The sequence below is a fragment of the Enterococcus sp. 4G2_DIV0659 genome, assembly GCF_002140715.2.
Taxonomy (GTDB): domain Bacteria; phylum Bacillota; class Bacilli; order Lactobacillales; family Enterococcaceae; genus Enterococcus_L; species Enterococcus_L mansonii.
The window spans coordinates 3,326,231-3,347,136 of the sequence record NZ_NGLE02000001.1; the positions used below are offsets into that span (position 1 = coordinate 3,326,231).

At 33.9% G+C, this 20,906-nt stretch carries 16 protein-coding genes; 13 read left to right on the forward strand and 3 right to left on the reverse strand.

All coding sequences use genetic code 11. The features are described from left to right. Positions 1-143 precede the first annotated feature (143 nt). The 3 genes from uvrC (at position 144) to A5880_RS15635 (ending at position 4,446) form a co-directional block, all read left to right on the forward strand. The gene (gene uvrC / locus A5880_RS15625; protein ID WP_086329982.1) at positions 144-1,946 is read left to right on the forward strand and encodes an excinuclease ABC subunit UvrC; all 1,803 of its coding nucleotides are present in this window, start codon (positions 144-146) and stop codon (positions 1,944-1,946) included. A gap of 348 nt (positions 1,947-2,294) precedes the next feature. After that, positions 2,295-3,194 (forward strand): ABC transporter ATP-binding protein, encoded by a 900-nt coding sequence (locus A5880_RS15630; protein ID WP_086329983.1) that lies wholly within the window; start codon positions 2,295-2,297, stop codon positions 3,192-3,194. Further along, on the forward strand, positions 3,187-4,446 hold the full coding sequence (locus A5880_RS15635) for an ABC transporter permease (RefSeq protein WP_086329984.1): 1,260 nt from the start codon (positions 3,187-3,189) through the stop codon (positions 4,444-4,446). Before A5880_RS15630 ends, A5880_RS15635 begins: the two co-directional genes overlap by 8 nt. 129 nt (positions 4,447-4,575) lie before the next feature. Here the strand turns inward: A5880_RS15635 and A5880_RS15640 are convergent, their stop codons facing one another. After that, positions 4,576-5,556: a LacI family DNA-binding transcriptional regulator gene (locus tag A5880_RS15640; RefSeq protein WP_086329985.1), complete on the reverse strand. Its 981-nt coding sequence runs from the start codon at positions 5,554-5,556 to the stop codon at positions 4,576-4,578. Positions 5,557-5,736: 180 nt separating this feature from the next. On the opposite strand from A5880_RS15640, the gene A5880_RS15645 reads away from it, so the two are divergent. Beyond that, positions 5,737-7,131 (forward strand): 6-phospho-beta-glucosidase, encoded by a 1,395-nt coding sequence (locus tag A5880_RS15645; protein ID WP_086329986.1) that lies wholly within the window; start codon positions 5,737-5,739, stop codon positions 7,129-7,131. 91 nt (positions 7,132-7,222) lie between these two features. On the opposite strand, the gene A5880_RS15650 is transcribed toward A5880_RS15645, so the two are convergent. Then, the gene (locus A5880_RS15650; RefSeq protein WP_336577234.1) at positions 7,223-8,695 is read right to left on the reverse strand and encodes a helix-turn-helix domain-containing protein; all 1,473 of its coding nucleotides are present in this window, start codon (positions 8,693-8,695) and stop codon (positions 7,223-7,225) included. Between the two features lie 375 nt (positions 8,696-9,070). Here A5880_RS15650 and A5880_RS15655 point away from each other — a divergent pair, with 375 nt between their 5' ends. The 9 genes from A5880_RS15655 (at position 9,071) to A5880_RS15695 (ending at position 19,440) form a co-directional block, all read left to right on the forward strand. Further along, positions 9,071-11,401: a toxin Cry1Ac domain D-VI-related protein gene (locus tag A5880_RS15655; protein ID WP_336577235.1), complete on the forward strand. Its 2,331-nt coding sequence runs from the start codon at positions 9,071-9,073 to the stop codon at positions 11,399-11,401. Between the two features lie 295 nt (positions 11,402-11,696). After that, the gene (locus tag A5880_RS15660; RefSeq protein ID WP_086329988.1) at positions 11,697-14,060 is read left to right on the forward strand and encodes a toxin Cry1Ac domain D-VI-related protein; all 2,364 of its coding nucleotides are present in this window, start codon (positions 11,697-11,699) and stop codon (positions 14,058-14,060) included. A gap of 232 nt (positions 14,061-14,292) precedes the next feature. Beyond that, positions 14,293-14,625 (forward strand): LPXTG cell wall anchor domain-containing protein, encoded by a 333-nt coding sequence (locus A5880_RS15665; RefSeq protein WP_336577236.1) that lies wholly within the window; start codon positions 14,293-14,295, stop codon positions 14,623-14,625. A 39-nt stretch (positions 14,626-14,664) separates the two neighbouring features. After that, the gene (locus tag A5880_RS15670; RefSeq protein ID WP_336577237.1) at positions 14,665-14,895 is read left to right on the forward strand and encodes a hypothetical protein; all 231 of its coding nucleotides are present in this window, start codon (positions 14,665-14,667) and stop codon (positions 14,893-14,895) included. Positions 14,896-15,091: 196 nt separating this feature from the next. Then, positions 15,092-15,826 (forward strand): WxL domain-containing protein, encoded by a 735-nt coding sequence (locus tag A5880_RS15675; protein WP_086329989.1) that lies wholly within the window; start codon positions 15,092-15,094, stop codon positions 15,824-15,826. A gap of 23 nt (positions 15,827-15,849) precedes the next feature. Further along, a complete protein-coding gene (locus A5880_RS15680; protein WP_086329990.1) occupies positions 15,850-16,623 on the forward strand; it encodes a WxL domain-containing protein in 774 nt (257 codons plus the stop codon). 61 nt (positions 16,624-16,684) lie between these two features. Continuing rightward, a complete protein-coding gene (locus A5880_RS15685; protein ID WP_086329991.1) occupies positions 16,685-17,440 on the forward strand; it encodes a WxL domain-containing protein in 756 nt (251 codons plus the stop codon). A gap of 125 nt (positions 17,441-17,565) precedes the next feature. Then, the gene (locus tag A5880_RS15690) at positions 17,566-18,621 is read left to right on the forward strand and encodes a WxLIP family cell surface protein (RefSeq protein ID WP_336577238.1); all 1,056 of its coding nucleotides are present in this window, start codon (positions 17,566-17,568) and stop codon (positions 18,619-18,621) included. A gap of 144 nt (positions 18,622-18,765) precedes the next feature. Further along, positions 18,766-19,440 carry a winged helix-turn-helix transcriptional regulator gene (locus A5880_RS15695; RefSeq protein WP_086332020.1) on the forward strand — a complete coding sequence of 225 codons (675 nt, stop codon included), beginning with the start codon at positions 18,766-18,768 and terminating at the stop codon, positions 19,438-19,440. A 151-nt stretch (positions 19,441-19,591) separates the two neighbouring features. Here A5880_RS15695 and A5880_RS15700 read toward each other — a convergent pair whose 3' ends face one another. Beyond that, positions 19,592-20,887 (reverse strand): BaiN/RdsA family NAD(P)/FAD-dependent oxidoreductase, encoded by a 1,296-nt coding sequence (locus A5880_RS15700; protein ID WP_086332017.1) that lies wholly within the window; start codon positions 20,885-20,887, stop codon positions 19,592-19,594. Between the last annotated feature and the right edge of the window lie 19 nt (positions 20,888-20,906).

The following is a 20,906-nucleotide window of genomic DNA, read 5'->3' on the forward strand; positions in this document are numbered from 1 at the left end:
CAGAAACTAATTGATACGTTGATTTATCTAAAATTTATGTGATTGGGATATGACTTTATGAGTCATGTCTCAATCCTATTTTTTATGTTTAAAAGGAGAGAAAATGGTATAATATACCGTATCAAGCAAAGAAAGGAAGTATTATGAACGAAAAAATCAAAAATAAATTAGCATTGCTTCCTGATCAACCAGGCTGTTACTTGATGAAAGACAAAAATGGAACAATCATTTATGTTGGGAAAGCCAAAGTGCTAAAAAACCGCGTACGCTCTTATTTTACTGGCAGTCATGATACTAAAACAGAACGGCTTGTTAGTGAAATTGAGGATTTTGAATATATTGTAACAGAATCAAATATTGAGGCACTCCTTTTAGAAATCAATTTGATTCACAAAAATGATCCTAAATATAATATCATGTTGAAAGATGATAAAAGTTACCCATTTATCAAAATTACAAATGAAGATTATCCTCGCTTATTGATTACTCGTAAAGTTGTGAAAGACAAAGCGTTATATTTTGGACCGTATCCAGATGTTGGTGCAGCCAACGAAACAAAGCGTTTACTTGATCGACTTTTTCCATTAAGAAAATGCCGAGTATTGCCTAAAGAAGTTTGTTTGTATTATCACATGGGTCAGTGTTTAGCTCCTTGTGTATTCGATATTCCTAAAGCAACATACAAAGAAATGGTGGGAGAAATTAAACGATTTCTCAACGGTGGTCATCCAGTTATTCAAGAAGAATTAGAGAAAAAAATGGCGGATGCTGCAGAAAATATGGAGTTTGAGAAAGCGGCTGAATACCGGGATCAGATTAAAGCGATTGAGACAGTCATGACGCGTCAGAAAATGACAAATGCTGATTTAGTCGATCGAGATGTTTTTGGTTATGCAGTTGATAAAGGCTGGATGTGTGTACAAGTATTCTTTGTTCGCCAAGGGAAACTGATTGAACGAGATGTCTCCATTTTTCCGATTTACAATGAAGAAGAAGAAGATTTCCTAACGTTTATTGGTCAATTTTATCAAGAAAACGAGCATTTTATTCCAAAAGAGGTCTTAATTCCGGATAACATAGATATTGCAAGTGTAGAAGCGATGTTGGAAACGAAAGTCTTACAACCCCAAAGAGGAGAGAAAAAGAAATTAGTCAAGCTTGCTGGTAAAAATGCAACAGTTGCTTTACAAGAGAAATTTGATTTAATTGTACGTAAACAAGAACGAACAATTGGAGCAGTTGAAAAATTAGGAAATGCGATGAATATTCCAGCTCCTATAAGAATTGAAGCATTTGATAACTCCAATATTATGGGAACAGATCCTGTTTCAGCAATGGTTGTTTTTATTGATGGACGACCAGATAAGAAAGAATATCGAAAATATAAGATAAAGACTGTAAAAGGACCAGATGATTATGCATCAATGAGAGAAGTTATTTACCGTCGATATTCTCGCGTATTAAAGGAAAATTTACCATTTCCTGACTTGATTGTAATTGATGGGGGGAAAGGACAAATCGATGCAGCCAAAGAAGTGTTGGATAATCAGCTAGGATTAGATATCCCAATTGCAGGATTAGCCAAAAATGATAAGCATAAAACAAGCGAACTTCTTTTTGGACCTAATTTAGAGGTTATTCCTTTAGAAAGAAATTCACAAGAATTCTTTTTACTGCAGCGGATTCAAGATGAAGTTCATCGATTTGCCATTACATTTCACCGCCAATTACGAAGTAAAAATAGTTTTGCCTCTCGCTTAGATGATATAGAAGGCTTAGGTCCAAAACGGAAAAAAGAACTATTAAAACAATTTAAATCCTTAAAAAACATCACAGCGGCTTCTATAGAAGAATTAAATGCATCTGGGTTGCCAAAAAATGTGGCTAAAAATGTGTATGACCATTTACATCAAAGTGAATCTGATATGAGAAATGATTCACAATGATTTTGGGAAATAAAAACTAAAGTTATTTCGTTGATTTTAGTTTTTATTTTCATTTTATTATCTAGTGGAGAGTAAAAAAATGTTTGACATAGAAAGTCTGTAAGGATACTCTAGTATTATAATTTAAAAGAACGTTCGTTATTGAATTTAACTAACGTTCGTTGTAAGCTACTAAGTGGTCATTAAGTTGATCCTATAGAAATGTAAGATAAGGATAATTGTCTGAATATTTAGTAAAATAAACTTGCTGCAAATATATGATAAAATAGTGATGGACAAGTAAAGATTAAATTGACAGAAAGGATAGAATAAAGCGGAAATTTAGATTTTTAACTAGGAGGATGGGAAATGTTAGAAGTAAAGAATTTGGTTAAAACGTTTGGGGACTATACAGCAGTGGATAATATATCTTTTGAAATTCCAGATGGAAAAATTCTTGGATTGATTGGACAAAACGGAGCTGGTAAAACGACAACGTTCCGGTTAATTTTGGATTTTTTAACACAAGATAGTGGAACTGTATTGTGGAATGGTCATCAGTTAAGTGGGAAAGATTACAATGATATTGGCTACTTACCAGAAGAACGAGGGTTATATCCAAAAGTATCAATTCAAGATCAGCTTATTTATTTTGCTGAATTAAGAGGCAAAACGAAAAAAGAAATTGAGCCTAAAATTGATGAATGGATGGAAAAATTCAAAGTCAAAGGCAAGAAGACGGACAAGGTAAAGTCACTTTCTAAAGGAAATCAGCAGAAAGTCCAATTAATAGCAACACTGATTCATGAGCCTAAATTGGTCATTCTAGATGAACCATTTAGCGGCTTAGACCCTGTGAATGCCGAACTTTTAAAAGATGGAATTATTGCCTTAAAAGAAAAAGGCTCATGCGTTATTTTCTCTAGTCACAATATGGATAATGTTGAAAAAATTTGTGATCATTTAGTGATGTTACGAAGTGGTAAAATGGTATTAAATGGCAAAGTTCATGAAATACGTGAAAGCTTTGGACGAACTAAAGTCTTTTTAGAATCGTCCTTAACTCCAAATGATGTCTTACCAATTGATGGTGTAAAATCAGCAATCAAGCGTACAGATGGCGTTGTTGAAATCACACTTGATGATCCAAAAGCTGGAGAAGAAATATTTACTAAAGCCACACAATTTGGCTATATTCCGATGTTTAATCAACAACCACCAACGTTAGAAGAAATATTCAAGATGAAAGCAGGTGAACCAAATGAGTAAATTTTGGATTATAGCAAGTGATGTCTATAAAAAGAATATCAAATCTATTTCTTTTATCATTATGATGTTAGTTCCTGTTTTACTTATAGGCGTTATTTATCTAGCAGGTTCATTAGCAGGTGGATTTTCTGAAGAAACTAAAGTTGGTCTTGTGTCTGATAATCAAGCATTAGCCACACAACTTGAGAAATCAAAAACGGAAGATTATACGTTTAAAGTAATAAAAAATCAAAAAGAGGCGGAAAAACAATTAAAAGATAAAGACATTGAAGCCTTTCTTGTCATAAATACGAAAACAGAACAGATTCAAGGGAATCTATATGCAGAATCTTCATTAGGAACAAAAACAGAATTAATGATAAATCAACTAATTGATGGCGTGCAATCATCATTAAATGCAAGCAAATTGAATTTGACGGAAAAACAAGTAGAAAGCTTAAGCCAACCGGCCAGTTTTGAGAAGACCAAAGTCAGCTTTGATGAAAATGGAAAAATGAAGACGGGTCAAGACAATACAGCTATTCAGTCGGCATTATCCTTCGTGATTACTATTATTTTGTGGATGTTTATTGTGACATATGCCTCTATTATTGCTCAAGAGATTGCTTCTGAAAAAGGCACTCGAATCATGGAAGTCATTTTATCAAGTACCAAAGCCCAAACTCATTTTTATGGAAAATTAACGGGTGTTATTTTAGTAGCCCTTACTCAAATTGCTATTTATGCGGTTACAATAGGAGTCGGTATTAATCAATTAAAGAATTTAGATATGGTCAAAAATATCCTATCAGGATTAACAACAGCGAATATATTTGGAAACTTTTTAATTTTTACACTGATATTCTTTATGTTAGGAATATTAGTTTACTCAGTACTTGCTGCTTTGTGCGGATCTTTAGTGTCAAAACCCGAAGATACAGCTAAAGCAGTTCAACCAATTATTTATCTTGCGATGATTGGATATTTTATCGGTATTTCATTGGGAATAACTGATCCTCAAAATATCGTGATTAAAGTAACCTCTTATATTCCACTGATTTCATCGTTTATTATGCCGATTCGTTTGGCAAGTGAGACAGTTACGGTTGCTGGTGCGGTTACCTCTGTAGTAATTCTTGTTGTTTTCGGCTTGTTGTTAACGATGTTTTCAGCAAAACTATATAAATCAAACGTATTGGTTTATAGTGAAGGCGGCGTCTGGAAATCATTGAAGCAGTCCATTTCGATTTTAAGAAATGAGCGGGAAAAATAAAAAAAGTTGACGGGGAAACAATTTAATCTGCTCTGCTGCATATATTTTGCCCCCGAATAATCAGCCAAAATATATAGGATTAGGTCAAGGGATAACTCGAATCGTTATGTCCTAGACCTAATCCTATGTTTATTGTTTTAAAGGAATCGTCGTTCTTTCGATAAGTTTTACGCTGATTTCACGCTCTGAAATCGTCTGATCATTTAATTGATTATGAATATAGATAAAAGAATTTTCCGCTTGATGTTTAATGGAATAATCAACAGTTGTGATATGCATCAAGCGACTAATTTCACTATTATCAAATCCAATTACAGCGACATCGTCGGGGATGGTGTAGCCCAAGGTTTGGAGCTCAGAAATAAAGCCAGCTGCAACGGAATCTGTGTAAAAAGCCATTGCGTCAGTCTTGTTTGCCATTTCGTGCCATGTTTGCGCAATATTTCGACCATTGTCAATTCTGTTGTTGTCATGAAAGATCCATTCTTTCTTTATTGGAATCTGCTTATCCTTGTGAAAATCATCGATTGCTCGTAATCTGGCTTTCGTATTTAGATTTTCAGAATTTCCTAGAACGTGACCAATAGACCGATAGCCACGCTGGAAAAGATAATTCAATGAACGTAAGTAACCAGAATAATGATCAACATAAGAAGAATAAATTCGATCGGAATCAATACGATGCCAAGTAGCAATAGGTCCGTAAATACTATAAGGTTCGATAACTTCCCATTTATTCGCTCGAGTTAGAATAAAAATACCGTCTAATTGTTTATATTTCATCTGGTTTAATGCATCAATCTCTTTTTTCTTATCACCATCTGTAAAATATAATGTGACATAATAGTTGTATGTTTTAGCAATCGAAATGAAACTTTGCAGAAAAACACCTAACGGATCAAAAAATCCGTGTGCAAGAAAACCAATTGTCTTTGTTTCTCCACTTTGAAGATTACGTGCAATCAAATTTGGAGAATATGCCAGCGCTTCCATTGCATCGAGTACTTTTTTTCGACTTTCTTGACTAACATAACCATTTCCTGAAATGACTCTAGAAACAGTGGATTTTGACACTTGAGCTTGTTTTGCTACATCGATGATTGTTGTCATAAGAACGCCTCGCTTATTAATAATCTCTGTTGTTCAAAAGCTGAACAACGTTTGTTACTTATTAAGTATAGCATAAAAGAATTGAAAAAAGCGCTTGACATGGGAACATTCCCACATAGTATCATAAAAATGTAAACGATGTCAGAACGTACTCTGAACAAAAAATCAGGAGGGAATCATATGACAAGAGGAGCATTAAAAATTGCAACAATTGGTGGAGGATCAAGCTACACACCAGAACTGATTGAAGGATACATTAAAAGAAAAGATGAGTTGCCAATTAAAGAAATTTGGCTCGTAGATATTGAAGAAGGAAAAGAAAAGTTAGAAACCGTTGGTGCTATGGCCAAACGGATGGTGAAAGCTGCAGGTCTAGATTGGGAAGTTCATTTAACACTAGATCGTCGTGCGGCATTAAAAGACGCTGATTTTGTATCTACGCAGTTTCGAGTTGGGCTATTAGATGCTAGAATCAAAGACGAACGAATTCCTTTATCTCATGGAGTCTTGGGACAAGAAACAAATGGAGCCGGTGGTATGTTTAAAGCTTTCCGGACGATTCCTGTAATTCTGGGAATTATTGAAGACATGAAAGAGTTATGTCCGAATGCTTGGTTAGTAAACTTTACGAATCCAGCTGGGATGGTCACAGAAGCTGCAATCAAACATGGCGGTTGGAAAAAAACTGCTGGGTTATGTAATGTACCGATTGGTCACAGAAAACAAGCGGCTGAAAAATTAGGTATCCCAGAAGAGGATTTATTCTTCAAATTTGCAGGAATCAATCATTTCCATTGGCATCGTGTATGGGATAAAGAAGGAAATGAACGGACACAAGAACTTATTGAGTTGATTTATGGACCGCAAGAAGATTCTGAAAGCCACTTGAAAAACATTCACAATGCACCATTCCACTATGAACAAATCAAAGATTTAGGTATGCTGCCATGTGGCTATCATCGGTATTATTATATCGAAGATGAAATGCTAAAACATTCGATTGAGGAATTTGAAAAAGGAGAAACAAGAGCGCAAGTAGTTAAAGAAACGGAAGCTCGTTTGTTTGAATTATACAAAGATCCTAATCTAGATTATAAGCCAAAAGAACTAGAACAACGTGGGGGAACGCATTATAGTGATGCGGCTTGTGAATTGATTGCATCAATTTATAATGATAAACGCACAGACATGGTTGTTTCTACAGAAAATAATGGAACGATTACAGATTTACCATACGATTGTGTAGTTGAAGTTTCTGGTCCTGTTACAGCTCACGGTCACGAACCGTATAACTGGGGTGCATTTCCACCTGCTGCACGCGGTATTATCCAAGTGATGAAAGGCATGGAGGAAACTGTGATTCGTGCAGCGATTGATGGAGATTACGGAGCGGCGCTACATGCATTTACGATCAATCCATTAGTTCCAGGAGGTTCAATGACCAAGACATTACTGGATGAATTATTGATTGCCCACAAAGATCATTTGCCTAATTTTTCACAAGCTATTAGTAAAATTGAAAAGGAACAGCCTGAAACAGTAGAGTATGTAACAGAGCTAATGAAGAGTAACTAGAACAAAAATAGAAGACTGTTAGAATTAACATGTAAAGTTAATTCTAACAGTCTTCTATTTTTCTATGTTTAGATCAATCAACTGAAACAATTTAATCATTCGAAAAAAGAGTACTATGAATAAATAAAGTCAAGTCATACCAAGTTCGTTTATCTAAAAAGCTATCCATAAAAAAGAATTTTTGATTATCCCTAAAACCATGAACTTCAAAATAATCTGTTATGACAATCTGAGCATCCATTATATTCGTTGTAAATCGAATCGTTTGAGGATTGAACAACATTAGAAGTCTATTTTTTATAAAATTGGAACCAAGATTGTTCCCGCTATATTCGATGTATATTGTCATAGTTGGAACGACAAACATATCCGTCAAAATAGTTAGTAGCATGCATATTCCTAAATTAAAAGAAGGAGCTAAATCGAATTCGGGATTTTGTATACTAAAATCTTTATAAAAATGACTAACATTTGAAAGGTCGGGTGTGTGCTCTTTCATTGAATCAAATTCATTTGGATCATAAGGCAATTCTGAATGAAGGTAAAGTAATGGATTTATTGAAAACATCGAGCAATGAAGCAAGGTAATAAGTAAATGATAAAAAATATTTACCCTTGCATTTTGGTTAATAGGGTTACGTGCAAAGAAATGTTTCTCATATTCCAAAACCAATAAATCACATGAGTGAACGATTGAGTTTGTTCGTGAAAAAGACTTGTATAGAAGCAATTTTTCCTCTGAAGTGTCAATATCCGAAATAAAACTTCGAACCATCAATTCAAAAAATAATTGTTCATCCTCTGAACGGAGATGCTTTTCTCCTATACCAAATAAACCACCTGATAATTTGAAGGGCTTTAGTACTTCTTTTTCTTTATCAGATAAATGAATTGGAAATTTAAATTGCCTCAGAGTCGCTATTCCCAAAATTAACTTCAGACGTTTGATAGTGGAGGGGCTGTATTTCATTTCTAATTCTTGAGTCATAATAGAATTTGATAAAAAATTAGATAATTTTAGTTCGATAGGAAATGCGATACCTCTTGAAGTATTCCAATAAAAATAAAAGAAAAACATTCTTAAGTGTTTTTCGTCACCACATAAATTTTCTTTTGAGTGGAAGACTATTTTTAAGTGAAATTGACTTAATTGGTCATTTAAAGTTGTTATTTGTTTGTAAAGATAAGGGACACTTACGAACAATTTGTCAGCTAATTCGTCTGCTGTAGCGTAATTTTTATCAAGTATTTCAGAGATAATTTTAAATTGCAGTGAATCTTTTAAGTAGTAAATTCGTAAATGAATAAATAAATAATCTATATCAAAATTAGAATGATTAACTAATTGATAACTTCCAGTGTTTTTTTTAAAATAGATATTTTTTAATTCTTCATTTTTTTTAATATCTCCTTCTAATTCATTGAAATAACGTTTTAATGTACTTAACGAAATGTCTAAAAAATCTTGTAAATAAGTAAAGGAGACCGCTTCTCCTTCCTTGAAAACTAATTCTTTGAAAAGTTCTAATTTCTTTTTATTTTTGTCTGTTAAAAAAAATTCCATTCTAGTCGTCCTTTGCAATCGATTTCCGTGGAATTATAGATTATATAGGACACAAAGTCAACGACACGAGCGATTGAAATAGCAATATTTCATTTTTTTTTGTTATTAATAGTGTCTATTAATATCTTCTAAAGAAGTTTTTATCGTATGTATATTTGTTATTTTATCTAAAACAGAATAGAAAAATGGTCAGTTTTGGATTTCCATTTATTTATTTTGTAATTTATCATGAGTAAGTGATGAAAAAAAGAAATAAATTTGGTTAAATTAAGTGATTTTTATTTATTGAAAAAACTAGAGTTGGAAAAATATATATTTAAAATATATTCGAAATATAAAAGATTGATTTGAACAATTTATGGAGTTGAAATGAATATGGGGAGAATAAAAGTCAAATACTATTATTTTATTATTATTATCATGGTAAGTATAGCTGTTATCTTTTTGAGGAATGGAAATAAAATTCAAGCGGATATCGTAGACACTAATGCTGAACAAAAAAATGTAAAATCTGAGAAATCGGGAATCAGTTTAGAGGGACCACTTGTTTCATTCACCACATGGAGTTTTTATAACATAACACAGACTGGGCAAGACCTCTTTTACGTAGGTAGGGGTGATAAGTTTAATACTAAGACGTCATGGTTTGAGACGACAAAAAATGATTCAGAGATATCTATAATTCATTCCCATATCCCTGGTAGCACGACCCCTACCTCAATTTCTGCTTTTGCACGATTCAATGAAAAAAGTACAAATTATTATAGAGTGGTGATGGATGTTTACCCAGGAGGGATTAATGGTGCGAGTATAAAACCTAAAGTCCAAATTGCAAGAAATGGTTCGCCAGAGGTGCTAACAACTGAATATGCACATGTCGACTTTATTTTTAAAGGAGAATACGAAAATTTTGCTGGTCCTATTGTAATCAATATAGCAGAACCATCTATTAATTTGACGTATAAGTATCAGACCTTAATTAAAAATATTAAATTGTATGATTTAGGACCTGTAACGAGTGATCAAGTCAACACTTACGTTACTGACTTATTTACTGACTCTACACATACAGAGCTAAAAACTTCTGTAACGCAAGCAAAGATAGATGAAGCGAAAAGAATGGTAGAGTCCTTTACTGCAGGAGCTACTTCGACTGCTTTAAAGGCCGAAGTGACTAAAGCACAAAATTTATTAAATAAAATTCGGATGACCTTAACTGTATCTGATTTAGTGGATAATCCTTTGGAGAGTAATTCTCATACAATTACAGGAAAAACTTATCCAAAGGCGTTTCTCCGTTTTTCTGGAACCCCTTCAATAGAAAATGGGCAATTAACTACTGGGATAGATGGGGATTCAATCCAATACCATCTTCGAGCAGATGCAGCGGGGAATTTTAGCTATTCATTGCCAGAAGGAGAATTCTTTAAAGCAGGAGCAACGATCAATATTTACGGTATGCTTAATGGAAAGAGTATTTCTCAAAATAAAATAGTTAAAGATACAACGCCGCCAGAAAAACCGATTTTAAATGCTATTAAAGATACCAGTCAAAGTATTACAGGTAGTGCAGAAGCGGGTACAACAATTAAAATGTATGATGTTGAAACAAACAATGAATTTCTCACGGGAACAGTTGGGGCACAAGGGCAGTTTAACATTAGCATTCCCTCAACAAAGCAGCCCCTTGTTCCTTATAAAAAATATTTTGTCACAACAACAGATGCAGCGGGAAATGTTAGTGTGTCTTCAGACTCTCAAGAAGTAGCTGATACCACACCACCTAAAGCTGATCCAGTTCAACAGATAATAGATGTGGGAACTAAATTGCCTCCAATGGAACAACTAATAAAGAATATTTATGATAATGCAGGAAGTGGTTCGGATAATTTAACAATTAAATTGACAAAAGAACCTGATACCAGACAAGTTGGATATAAAGAAGCAGAAGTGACTCTAACGGATAAAGCTGGGAATTTCACGGTTGTAAAAGTCCCTATAGTTGTAAAAAATCCAGAAACTTTGATAGATGATAGATACTTACTACAGGCATCTGATTTAACGGCACTGGCAATTGATCTTCCTGATACGAAAGAAAAACAACGAGAATTTATGTTGGAGCGTGCGCCAATCAATGCATGGGACTTGAGAACTGGAAAATTAGTGAATGATGATATCATCTTTGACTATGGAACGTTTACAAAACAGCCAGGAAGTTACGAAATTACCGTTACAATCGGTAATCTTTCAAAAAAAATCAATCTTACTCTTCTGGAAGGGAGTATTTTCTTCCAAGAGTCCCCTAGAGATATTTATTTTGGGGAGCAATCTATAATAGCTAAAAACCAAGAAATTGAAGCAAAAAATGCGATAAGATTGGTAATCAATGATCAACGTTTTCAAAGAGAAAGATGGCGATTATTAGCTCGGACGAATCAACCATTTACAACAGCTACAGGGATTGAATCAGGGATGACATTAGCGTATAGGACGTATGATACAAACAATCATTATACGGATACGTCTATAAATGAGTTGGACACCGCACTTATTTATGAGTCGAAAAATAATCAAGATCGATTGATTCAGCTAGATTTTACAAAAGAGAGGCAGCAAGAATTAATTCTTAAGGTTCAGCCAGGAAGTGTCCGCTCGAATATAGAGTACTCCGCTAAAGTACTATGGACAATAGAAAATGGCCCATAATTAAGCGTTTTTTTCCGTAAACTATTTGTAATTAAATTTTTTAAAGTAAAATATATATCCCGAAAGAATGTAATATTTGTCTTATTATCCAAAATAGATTTAAAAAGTGGTCAGATTTGGATTTTATTTTATTCATTTCATACTTTATTATGAATAAAAGATAGAAAAAAGAAATGAATTTGGTTGAATAAGTGATCTTTACTGCTAAACAACTTGTATAACAGTAAAAGTAATAGTGAAAATATATTATTGGAACTGTTGAAAACCAATAGTAATTCGTTTTTGGAGGGACAGGATGAGTATAAAAAAAATAAAATTTTATTTCATTATTATTATTACGGTAACAGGTTTAGTTAGTTTCTTGTTTTTATTTCATTTTTTGGATGGAAATAAAATTCAAGCGGATGTTGTTGGGGATAAGGCGCGTGAAAAAAATGGACGATCTATTGATCTGAACATTCTGGAAGGAACTCCTATTCCTTTTAAATCTTGGTCGTTCTTTATGTACCAAGATAATGCTAATGGCGTACAGCAGTTTGATTATAGATATGGTAATGACTTTAATCTTACTAGTAACTGGTATGATATAACTAGAAGTGAACTAAATTTTCAAATAGTCAACTCTCATCAGCCTGGCAAGATAAAGCCTAGCAAGATGAAAGTTAAGGGCTATTTTGAACAAATAAAAGATCATTATTATAGAGTGGTGGTAGATGTTTACCCAGGAGGGCTTCTTAATACAAATAAAAAACATCAAGTGGGTATTCAGAAGGTTGGAGTACCGATTGGGACACCAGACGTCCTTCCGCCAACGACCGAATACACCCATGTGGACACAATTTTTAAAGCGGATAAGGATAATAAGTATAACTATGTTGATTTTAATCTATATGAAGAGACTGTGAATCTTTACAACAAGTATGAGACCTTATTTCAAAACCTTAGATTGTATGATTTAGGGGTTGTAACGATGGATCAAATCAAACCTTATGTCGATGACCTGTTTACTGACTATACACATACGGAATTAAAATCATCGGTGACACAAGCAAAGATAACTGATGTGAAGAAAATTGTCGAGGGGTTTACAACTGGTGATACTTTAAAAACGTTAATGGCTGAAGTTGATAAAGCACAAAGTTTGTTAAATAAAATTGCAATGACTTTAACGGTGTCTGAATTAGGAGATAATCCGGCAGGTACTGAGTCTCATACAATTACAGGGAAAACTTATCCAAAAGCGTTTCTTAGCTTTTCTGGAACATCGTCTATAGGGAATGGACAATTAACTACAGGAATAGACGGGGATTCAAAAAAATATCATCTTCGAGCAGATGCTAGAGGGAATTTTAGTTACTCATTGCCAAAAGGAGAATTCTTTAAAAAAGGAACAACAATTAATATTTACGGCATGCTCAATGGAAAGAGCACATCTCAAAATAAAATAGTTAAAGATACAACACCGCCAGATAAACCGATTTTAAATGCTATTAAAGATACCAATCAAAGTATTACAGGGAGTGCGGAGGCGGGTACAACCATTAAAATGTATGATGCTGAAACAAACAGTGAATTTCTAAAAGGAACAGTTAGCGGGAATGGTCAGTTTAACATTAGCATTCCTTCACTAAAGCAGCCCCTTATTCCTTATAAGAAATATTTTGTCACAGCAACAGATACAGCAGGGAATGTTAGTGTATCTTCTGAGTCCCAAGAAGTAGCTGATACCACACCGCCTAAAGCTGATCCAGTTCAACAGATAATAGATGTAGGAGCTGCTTTCCCTCTAGTAGAGCAGCTAGTAAAGAATATTTATGATAATGCAGGAAGCGGTTCGGATAATTTAACAATTAAATTGACAAAAGAACCAGATATCAAACAGGTTGGATATAAAGAAGCAGAAGTAACTATAACAGATAAAGCAAGGAATTTCACGGTTGTAAAAGTCCCTATCGTTGTAAAAAATCCAGAAACCTTGATAGATGACACATACTTACTACAGGCATCTGATTTAACAGCATTGGCAATTGATCTTCCTGATACGAAAGAAAAACAGCGAGAGTTCATTTTTGAGCATGCACCAATCAATGCATGGGACTTAAAGAATGGGAAATTAGTGAATGACGATATTATCATTGACTATGGAACACTTACTAAACAGCCGGGGAATTATGAAATTACGGCTAAAATTGGTAATCTTTCCAAAAAAATTAATCTTACTCTTCTAGAAGGGAGTATTGTATTTCAAGAAACACCTCAAGCTGTTCATTTTGGGGAGCACTCTATAATTGCTGAAAAACAAGAAATTGAGGCTCAAGATGTCATAAGATTGGTAATTAATGATCAACGTTTTAAAACGGAGAAATGGCGATTATTAGCTCGAACGAATCAACCATTTACCACAGAAACAGGGATTGAATCGGGGATGACATTAGCTTATAGGTCATATGATATAAACAATAATTGTAAGGATACGTCCATAAATGAGTTAGGTTCAACACTTATTTATGAGTCAAAAAATGCTCAAGATCGATTGGTACAGTTAGATTTTTCAAAAGAGAAACAGCAAGAATTAATTCTTAAAGTTCAGCCAGGAAGTGTCCGCTCCAATGTAGAGTACTCTACTAAAATACTATGGACGATTGAAAATGGGCCGTGATGGAGCACCTGTAAAGGATCTTTAATCTAATTTGCTAAAACTAAATTATAGAGCCTAACGAATATAATTTTTATATTTTTATCCAAAATAGAGTTGAAAAGTGGTCAGTTTTGGATTTTGTTTTATTCGTTTTATATTTTATTATTAAATAGTGATTAAAAAAAGAAGCATTCGATATTAAATTTATTTTTTATTTATTTTTCATTATAAAGGGACGGGAGAAAGGAGTACTATGAAAAAAAAAGTTGTTTCTATTCTACTTGTAATCTTGTGTGGTGCTCTTTTTTGGGGCGAGCGTACTGAAGCTGTGAATTATGATTCAGAAATAGCCTTACAATTTAAAGAGGATGTCAAAGGAAAAAGTAAAACCAGCAACACAACTAGTAAAACAAATGAAACAAACAAAAAGAATGAAGAGAAGAGTTATCCAAATACAGCTAGCGGTTTTTTTCCTAAAACAGGATCTGTGGTTAATACACTCTTCGTAATTATAGGTTTGATTGTAGCACTAGTTAGTATAACGTTATTAATTTTTAGATTTCGTCATATATCTAAAAAAAGATAGATTATTTTATGGTTTCGGGAGGTGAATGACATAAGAAAAATGAAATACCCAGTAGTTAATTCTGTTTTAATAGTAATGATAACTTCATTCAGTTCATACGTATTTACTGAAACAATCAAGATTCGAGCTGATGCTGGTGATAGAATACCTACTTTGACACCAGCTAATGGAACGTTAAGAGCTGGACGGCCATTTCGTTTATTCGTTAAGATGGAGCTGTTTTTAAAGCATTGCATCCAGACTTTGACTAGACGATTAGAAACGTTATAGAGAATGACTGGGCAAAAAGCGAGTGGCATGATAGTAAATTAGGTAGTAATCGATTACTACAATTAGATTTCTTAAAAAGAAACGTAAAAAGAATTGGTTCTTAAAGTAATACCAGGAAGTGTTCGATCAGATATAGTTTATTCCGCTCAAATACTATGGACACTTGAAAATGGACCATAATACGGGGGAAGAAAGCATGATTAAAACTATAAACAAGCTTTTTTACAGTATCATTTTAGTAGTAGGGAGCTTGATCATTACTCAAACAATGACTATTGCAGAAGCAAATACTGGGGTTCCATCAGAGGTAGAAGTTTTTTTTACTGAAAATAAAGATCCAACACCACCTCTAAACCCAAAAGATCCAAATGAACATGTGGAAGTTATTTCAGATCTTCCTATTAAACCAGGGACAGAGGGACCTTTAAGTGTTGATTTTGCTCCTAATGTAGTTTTTGGAGAGCAAGAAGCTTCAGAAGAAGACGATGTCTACTATGCACAGCTAACAAAAGTCAGAAAAAAAAGTGACGATACTGTAGACGAAGTTCCTAACTATATTCAAATAACCGATAATCGGGGAAAAGATAATGGTTGGAAATTAACAGTTAAGCAAAATGGACAACTAAGAAACGGTGACCATATATTAGTAGGTGCCGAAATGATGTTAAAAAATGTTACGCTCATCTCTCCAAATGACAACAAAAAACCAATTTATACTAAAGATATTCTACTTGATCCTGTTGCAAGTCAACCGATAGAAGTGTCAAAGTCGGATGAAAAAACAGGGAAAGGTACATGGATTATCATGTTTGGAAGTAATCTGTCGGAGAGCAAAAAAAGTATTCAAATTAAAGTACCAGGGGATACTGACAAAAAGAGAGGGAAATACACAACTTCTTTAACTTGGGAGTTAGTGGATTCACCAATATAAACAAAATCATAGGGGGAAACAAAATGAACAACACACACACAAGACTGTTTGCTTTAGGTCTGACAACATTTGCAGGTCTAATGTTAGGAGCAACAACAACATTTGCTGAGGAGCCATTAGAAAATACAGCGCCGCCAACAATTGCTGACCCACAAAAACAACAAGCAGAGATTTCATTTTTCCAAAATGAAACGGATCCAAATAAACCAACAGACCCAGGTACTGGTGAAGAAATCGATGGCGGAACTGGCATGGTTGGTCCATTAACAATTGATTATATTTCAAAAATCAAATTTGAAAACCAAAAGCTTTCAGGGAATAATGAAACATATTTTGCAAAACTAGATACAGTAAAATATGTTGGTAAAGAACAAACAGTAGAGAAAGCAAACTTTGTCCAAGTGACAGATAACCGCGGATCAAATGCTGGTTGGAAATTACAAGTAAAACAAGACAAACAATTTGAACACAAAGATGAAAAAGACGGCAAAATTACAAAACTTACTGGAGCAACATTATCATTTTTGAATCCAACAATGAAATCTGCTTCATTATCAACTAAAATTCCTTCATCAATTAAACCTGTCAAATTTGATGGTGATGCAGATACACCAGTAAACCACGATGTAGTAACAGCCAGCCAAAACGAAGGAATGGGAACATGGTTCTACACATTAGGTGGCAACGTTGAAGAAGGAAAAACAAGTATTTCTCTAAGTGTTCCTGGAGATTTAGCAAAAGTAGCAGGAGCATACTCAACGCAATTAACTTGGACGTTAGTTGATAGCCCAGCATAAATTTACAAAATAAACACAAAAAAACATACACAATAGAAAACTATGAAATAGGGGAAAAAACATGAAAAAAATTACGTTAACGACAGCAGCATTATTAGTAAGTACAGCGGTACTTGGAGCTACTCAAGCTTTTGCTGCAGATCCAACAACAGACACAAACGCGACGGTATCATTTAAAGCGGACGATTTAGGTGACGGTAGTAGTACGGATCCGACCGATCCTGAAGGTGGCGGTATTGTACCTGGACCTGGAGAAGGAAGCTCAACAACAGGCCCATTAAGATTTGATTTTGTTCCGAATTTTTCTTTCGGAGAACAAAAAATATCTGGTGGAGATAAATCATATCACCCATTAATGGTTTCAACGTTTAAAGTAGTTGATGGCGTACAAACAACGGATAAAAAATATGTACCTCACTATGTGCAAGTAACAGATAATAGAGGAACAAACGAAGGATGGAGCGTAACAGCTTCACGTACAGATTTCAAAACACCTGATGAAGGTGATGAAATTCTAGGTGCTACTTTAACACTTACTAATGGCGTAGTTAAAGGAAACAAAGATGCAGATTTAACTTTAATTCCAGCAATCCCACAATCTGTAGAGATCTCTAATACGCCATCTAACGTTATGACAGCAGCAAAAGATAAAGGAATGGGTTCTTGGGTAACTTCATTTGGTAGTGAAGCAGGAACTGAAGCAACCGATGTAAACCCAAACGTTACTTTAGCAGTAGCAGCTAAATCAAAAAAATATGCGAAAGCATACAGTTCAACAATTACTTGGACAATCTCAGCTGCACCAGCGGTTAACTAATTTCCATTATTCGATGAATTATTTGATAGGCGAGCGAGTATATTCTTTCTCGTCTATCTAATTCGTACATAAGCTGATTTTTAACGTAAAACACATAGATATCAAAAACATATTAGGAGAAGATTATGAAACGTATATTAACACTATTAGTCACAATTATTACTTTAGGAAGTATGCCGTTATCTGCTTTGGCCGATGATGGATCAATGAATTTTTCAGTTAATGCTGTTCTTCCAGAGAATCAAATAGATAAATCAAAATCGTATTTTGAACTACTAATGAAACCAGGACAAGTTCAAGAGTTAGAAGTGATGTTAAACAATCCATTTGATAAGGAAGTTACTGTAGTTGGTTATGCCAATACGGCAATCACTAACGATAATGGAATTGTTGATTATAGTATCAATAAGCCCAAATTAGATTCAACCTTAAAAGCGCCATTTTCAGAAATTACAGAGATGGAAAAAGAAACAATCGTTCCTCCAAAAAGCAGCAAAAAAGTTAAAATTAAAGTAACTATGCCAAAAGAAAAGTTTGATGGTGTTATTTTAGGTGGGCTTCATTTTACTGAAAAAGAAGATGAAAACAAGGAAAATAAAAAGAAAGCGGGCGTGCAGATTGAAAATCGCTTTGCTTTTGCTATCGGTGTGCTTTTAAAAGAGACAGATACAGATGTGAATCCCGATATGAAATTAGGAAAGATCGCAGCCTCTCAAATAAATTATAGAAACGTAGTAAAAGCCAATCTACAAAATACAGAACCAGTTATTATGCATGATCTAAATGTAAAAGCTCGAGTAACCCAAAAAGGGAAAAAAGCAACGTTGTTCGAAACAAATAAAGACTCAATGAGAATGGCTCCAAATTCAAATTTTGATTATAGTATTTATTGGGAAAACAAAGAGTTTAAAGCAGGAAAATACACGTTACACATGACTGCTACAAATGCTTCACATAAATGGAAGTGGTCAAAAGATTTTGAAATAACTGGAGAAGAAGCTAAGAAGTTAAACGAGCAAGCGGTTGAGCTGAAAAAAGATTATACAAAATGGTATATCCTAGGAGCTGTAGCAGGTGTTCTGCTATTACTTATAATAACGTATGCCTTAGGTCAATATATGAATAGAAGAAAACAAAAAAAACGTAAAAAGAAGAAAAAAAATAATAAAAGAAAAAAGTAGCTCCAAATAATACACGACCAAATAGCTCAAGAAAGAAAAAAAGTGGAAAGAGATAAAGAGAAATGAAAAAAGTAGAATGGAAGAATGTTTCATAATTGTTGATGAGGTATAGATCATAAATTTAGATTAATAGGAGAAATGAGTATGTACAATATAGGCTATGTTTCATTAAATACACCTCAAAACGAGTACTTTAAACAATTAGAAACGGATCAATCGTGTTCTTTAAAATTAGTAGAAGATCTTGATTTAAGTCAGGTAAATAGCATGGACGTTTTGATATTAGAGGAGAGTGAAGAACTAAATTTCACCAAAATATGCGAATGTCTATTAGAAGTAAGAAAAAGTTCAGATATTTATTTATTAATATTATCTGATCTAAACCATACAATATATACATCACGCATGGTTTATTTAAAACTTGGTGCAGATGGTGTGTTTACAGAAGATCTAGAAGAATTTGATCTGATTTTGAAAAATATTTTGAAGCGTATCAAGAATAAAATGGTTGAACCAACTGAAGATAATAATTCTTTTGAAATGATTCCAGAAAAGTCTTGCGCTTTGATTAATAAACAAAAGGAAATCGATCTAACGAGACAAGAATTCACGGCACTTAGCATTCTGTATAAAAATAAAAACCAAACAGTTACTTATGAAGATATATATAATTGCGTTTGGAACAATAATTCGGAAAAAGTAGAAAAAAATCGTGTCTGTAATCTGGTTTCCCATGTTCGAAAAAAATTATCAAAACAATTGAATTCTCCTGTTCGTGTGAAAACAGTCCGTTCAATTGGTTATATTTTAGAAGTCTAAACTAGACGATTAAATAAAAAAAGTGGAGCAAAAGCTTATTTTCCGAAAGGATTACTTTTGCTCCATTTTTTATTTTTAGTAATGAAAAACGAATCCATTTCTTAGTGAAAACAACCTATTTAACTAAGAACGCACAGTCTGATTTTGAAAATCAGTTGGCTGAAATTTCATCTATTGGTAAATAGGTATATCCCGCAATTTCAGCGGCATGACTGCCTGCTACGTGTCCTGTGACGAAAGCAGCAGTTACATTATACCCACCTGTGTAGCCGTTGACATCCAATAGTTCACCTGCAAAAAATAAGCCATTAATTAACTTGCTTTCCATTGTTTTAGGGTTTACTTCTTTTAAAGAGATTCCTCCCCCAGTGACAAAAGATTTTTCTATAGGTAAGGTCTTGTCAGCAGTCATCAGGAAATTTTTTGTTAAATGGACAAATTGATCTAATTGTTGAGGGGTAGCTTGTTTTGCTGAGACTTGAGCCAATTGAGACTGTTCTAATAAAAAATCTAAGAAGCGTTCTGGTATAAAGTTTTTTAAAGCATTTTTTAATGATTTTTCAGGATGTTCTTTCAGTTTAGCTTCTATTTCAAGGAGGATTGTTGATTTTTCTTTTTCAGGGAAAATATCAAGCGATAATATAACAGGTTGCTCATTGTTTTTTTGAAGTTCCTGATTTACGAAGCTAGAACACCTTAGCGCGGCAGGACCAGAAATACCAAAATGGGTAAATAAGAGATCCATTTGATGTTCGACAACTATTTTCCCTTTACTATTTAAGACTGAGAGCGAAACATCTTGTAAAGAAAGACCTTGCAACGTTTTATTCTTTATAAAAAGATCATTTGAAATGATTGGAGACTCAGTTGCATATAAAGGACTAATTGTATGACCTAATTTCTTGGCTAATTTATAGCCATCACCCGTCGATCCCGTAGAAGGATAGGTTCTACCACCCGTCGTTAAAATAACGCAAGGAGCATAGATTTTTTCATGTTCTAACGCAACGCCGATTATTTGATTTTCCTTACGCAACACCTTTTCAACTTTTGCTTCTGTGTATATGGTTACGTCAAGTTCATTTAGCTGATTGAATAGTGTTTCCACAATTGTTTTTGAACGATCCGTAACAGGGAACATCCGCCCGTGATCCTCTTCTTTTAAATGTGTGCCATTCGATTCAAAAAAGTCCATTATATCGTAGTTATTAAACTGAGAAAAAGCACTATATAAAAATTTTCCATTCCCTGGTATATGGGCAATAATTTCATCTGCTGGACGATTATTAGTAACGTTGCAGCGACCACCACCTGTTAATAGAAGTTTTTTTCCAACACGTTTATTTTTTTCTACTAGTAACGTTTTACTGCCAGCTTTTGCTGAAGCGATAGCAGCCATCATTCCGCTAGTTCCAGCTCCAACTACAATGACATCAAATAATTTCATAAATTCTCCTCCGATTCAA

Excerpts from the sequence above, each read along its gene's own strand:
- uvrC (WP_086329982.1), top strand. The coding sequence starts at position 144 with ATGAACGAAAAAATCAAAAATAAATTAGCATTGCTTCCTGATCAACCA.
- A5880_RS15630 (WP_086329983.1), top strand. The coding sequence starts at position 2,295 with ATGTTAGAAGTAAAGAATTTGGTTAAAACGTTTGGGGACTATACAGCA.
- A5880_RS15635 (WP_086329984.1), top strand. The coding sequence starts at position 3,187 with ATGAGTAAATTTTGGATTATAGCAAGTGATGTCTATAAAAAGAATATC.
- A5880_RS15640 (WP_086329985.1), bottom strand. The coding sequence starts at position 5,556 with ATGACAACAATCATCGATGTAGCAAAACAAGCTCAAGTGTCAAAATCC.
- A5880_RS15645 (WP_086329986.1), top strand. The coding sequence starts at position 5,737 with ATGACAAGAGGAGCATTAAAAATTGCAACAATTGGTGGAGGATCAAGC.
- A5880_RS15650 (WP_336577234.1), bottom strand. The coding sequence starts at position 8,695 with ATGGAATTTTTTTTAACAGACAAAAATAAAAAGAAATTAGAACTTTTC.
- A5880_RS15655 (WP_336577235.1), top strand. The coding sequence starts at position 9,071 with ATGGGGAGAATAAAAGTCAAATACTATTATTTTATTATTATTATCATG.
- A5880_RS15660 (WP_086329988.1), top strand. The coding sequence starts at position 11,697 with ATGAGTATAAAAAAAATAAAATTTTATTTCATTATTATTATTACGGTA.
- A5880_RS15665 (WP_336577236.1), top strand. The coding sequence starts at position 14,293 with ATGAAAAAAAAAGTTGTTTCTATTCTACTTGTAATCTTGTGTGGTGCT.
- A5880_RS15670 (WP_336577237.1), top strand. The coding sequence starts at position 14,665 with ATGAAATACCCAGTAGTTAATTCTGTTTTAATAGTAATGATAACTTCA.
- A5880_RS15675 (WP_086329989.1), top strand. The coding sequence starts at position 15,092 with ATGATTAAAACTATAAACAAGCTTTTTTACAGTATCATTTTAGTAGTA.
- A5880_RS15680 (WP_086329990.1), top strand. The coding sequence starts at position 15,850 with ATGAACAACACACACACAAGACTGTTTGCTTTAGGTCTGACAACATTT.
- A5880_RS15685 (WP_086329991.1), top strand. The coding sequence starts at position 16,685 with ATGAAAAAAATTACGTTAACGACAGCAGCATTATTAGTAAGTACAGCG.
- A5880_RS15690 (WP_336577238.1), top strand. The coding sequence starts at position 17,566 with ATGAAACGTATATTAACACTATTAGTCACAATTATTACTTTAGGAAGT.
- A5880_RS15695 (WP_086332020.1), top strand. The coding sequence starts at position 18,766 with ATGTACAATATAGGCTATGTTTCATTAAATACACCTCAAAACGAGTAC.
- A5880_RS15700 (WP_086332017.1), bottom strand. The coding sequence starts at position 20,887 with ATGAAATTATTTGATGTCATTGTAGTTGGAGCTGGAACTAGCGGAATG.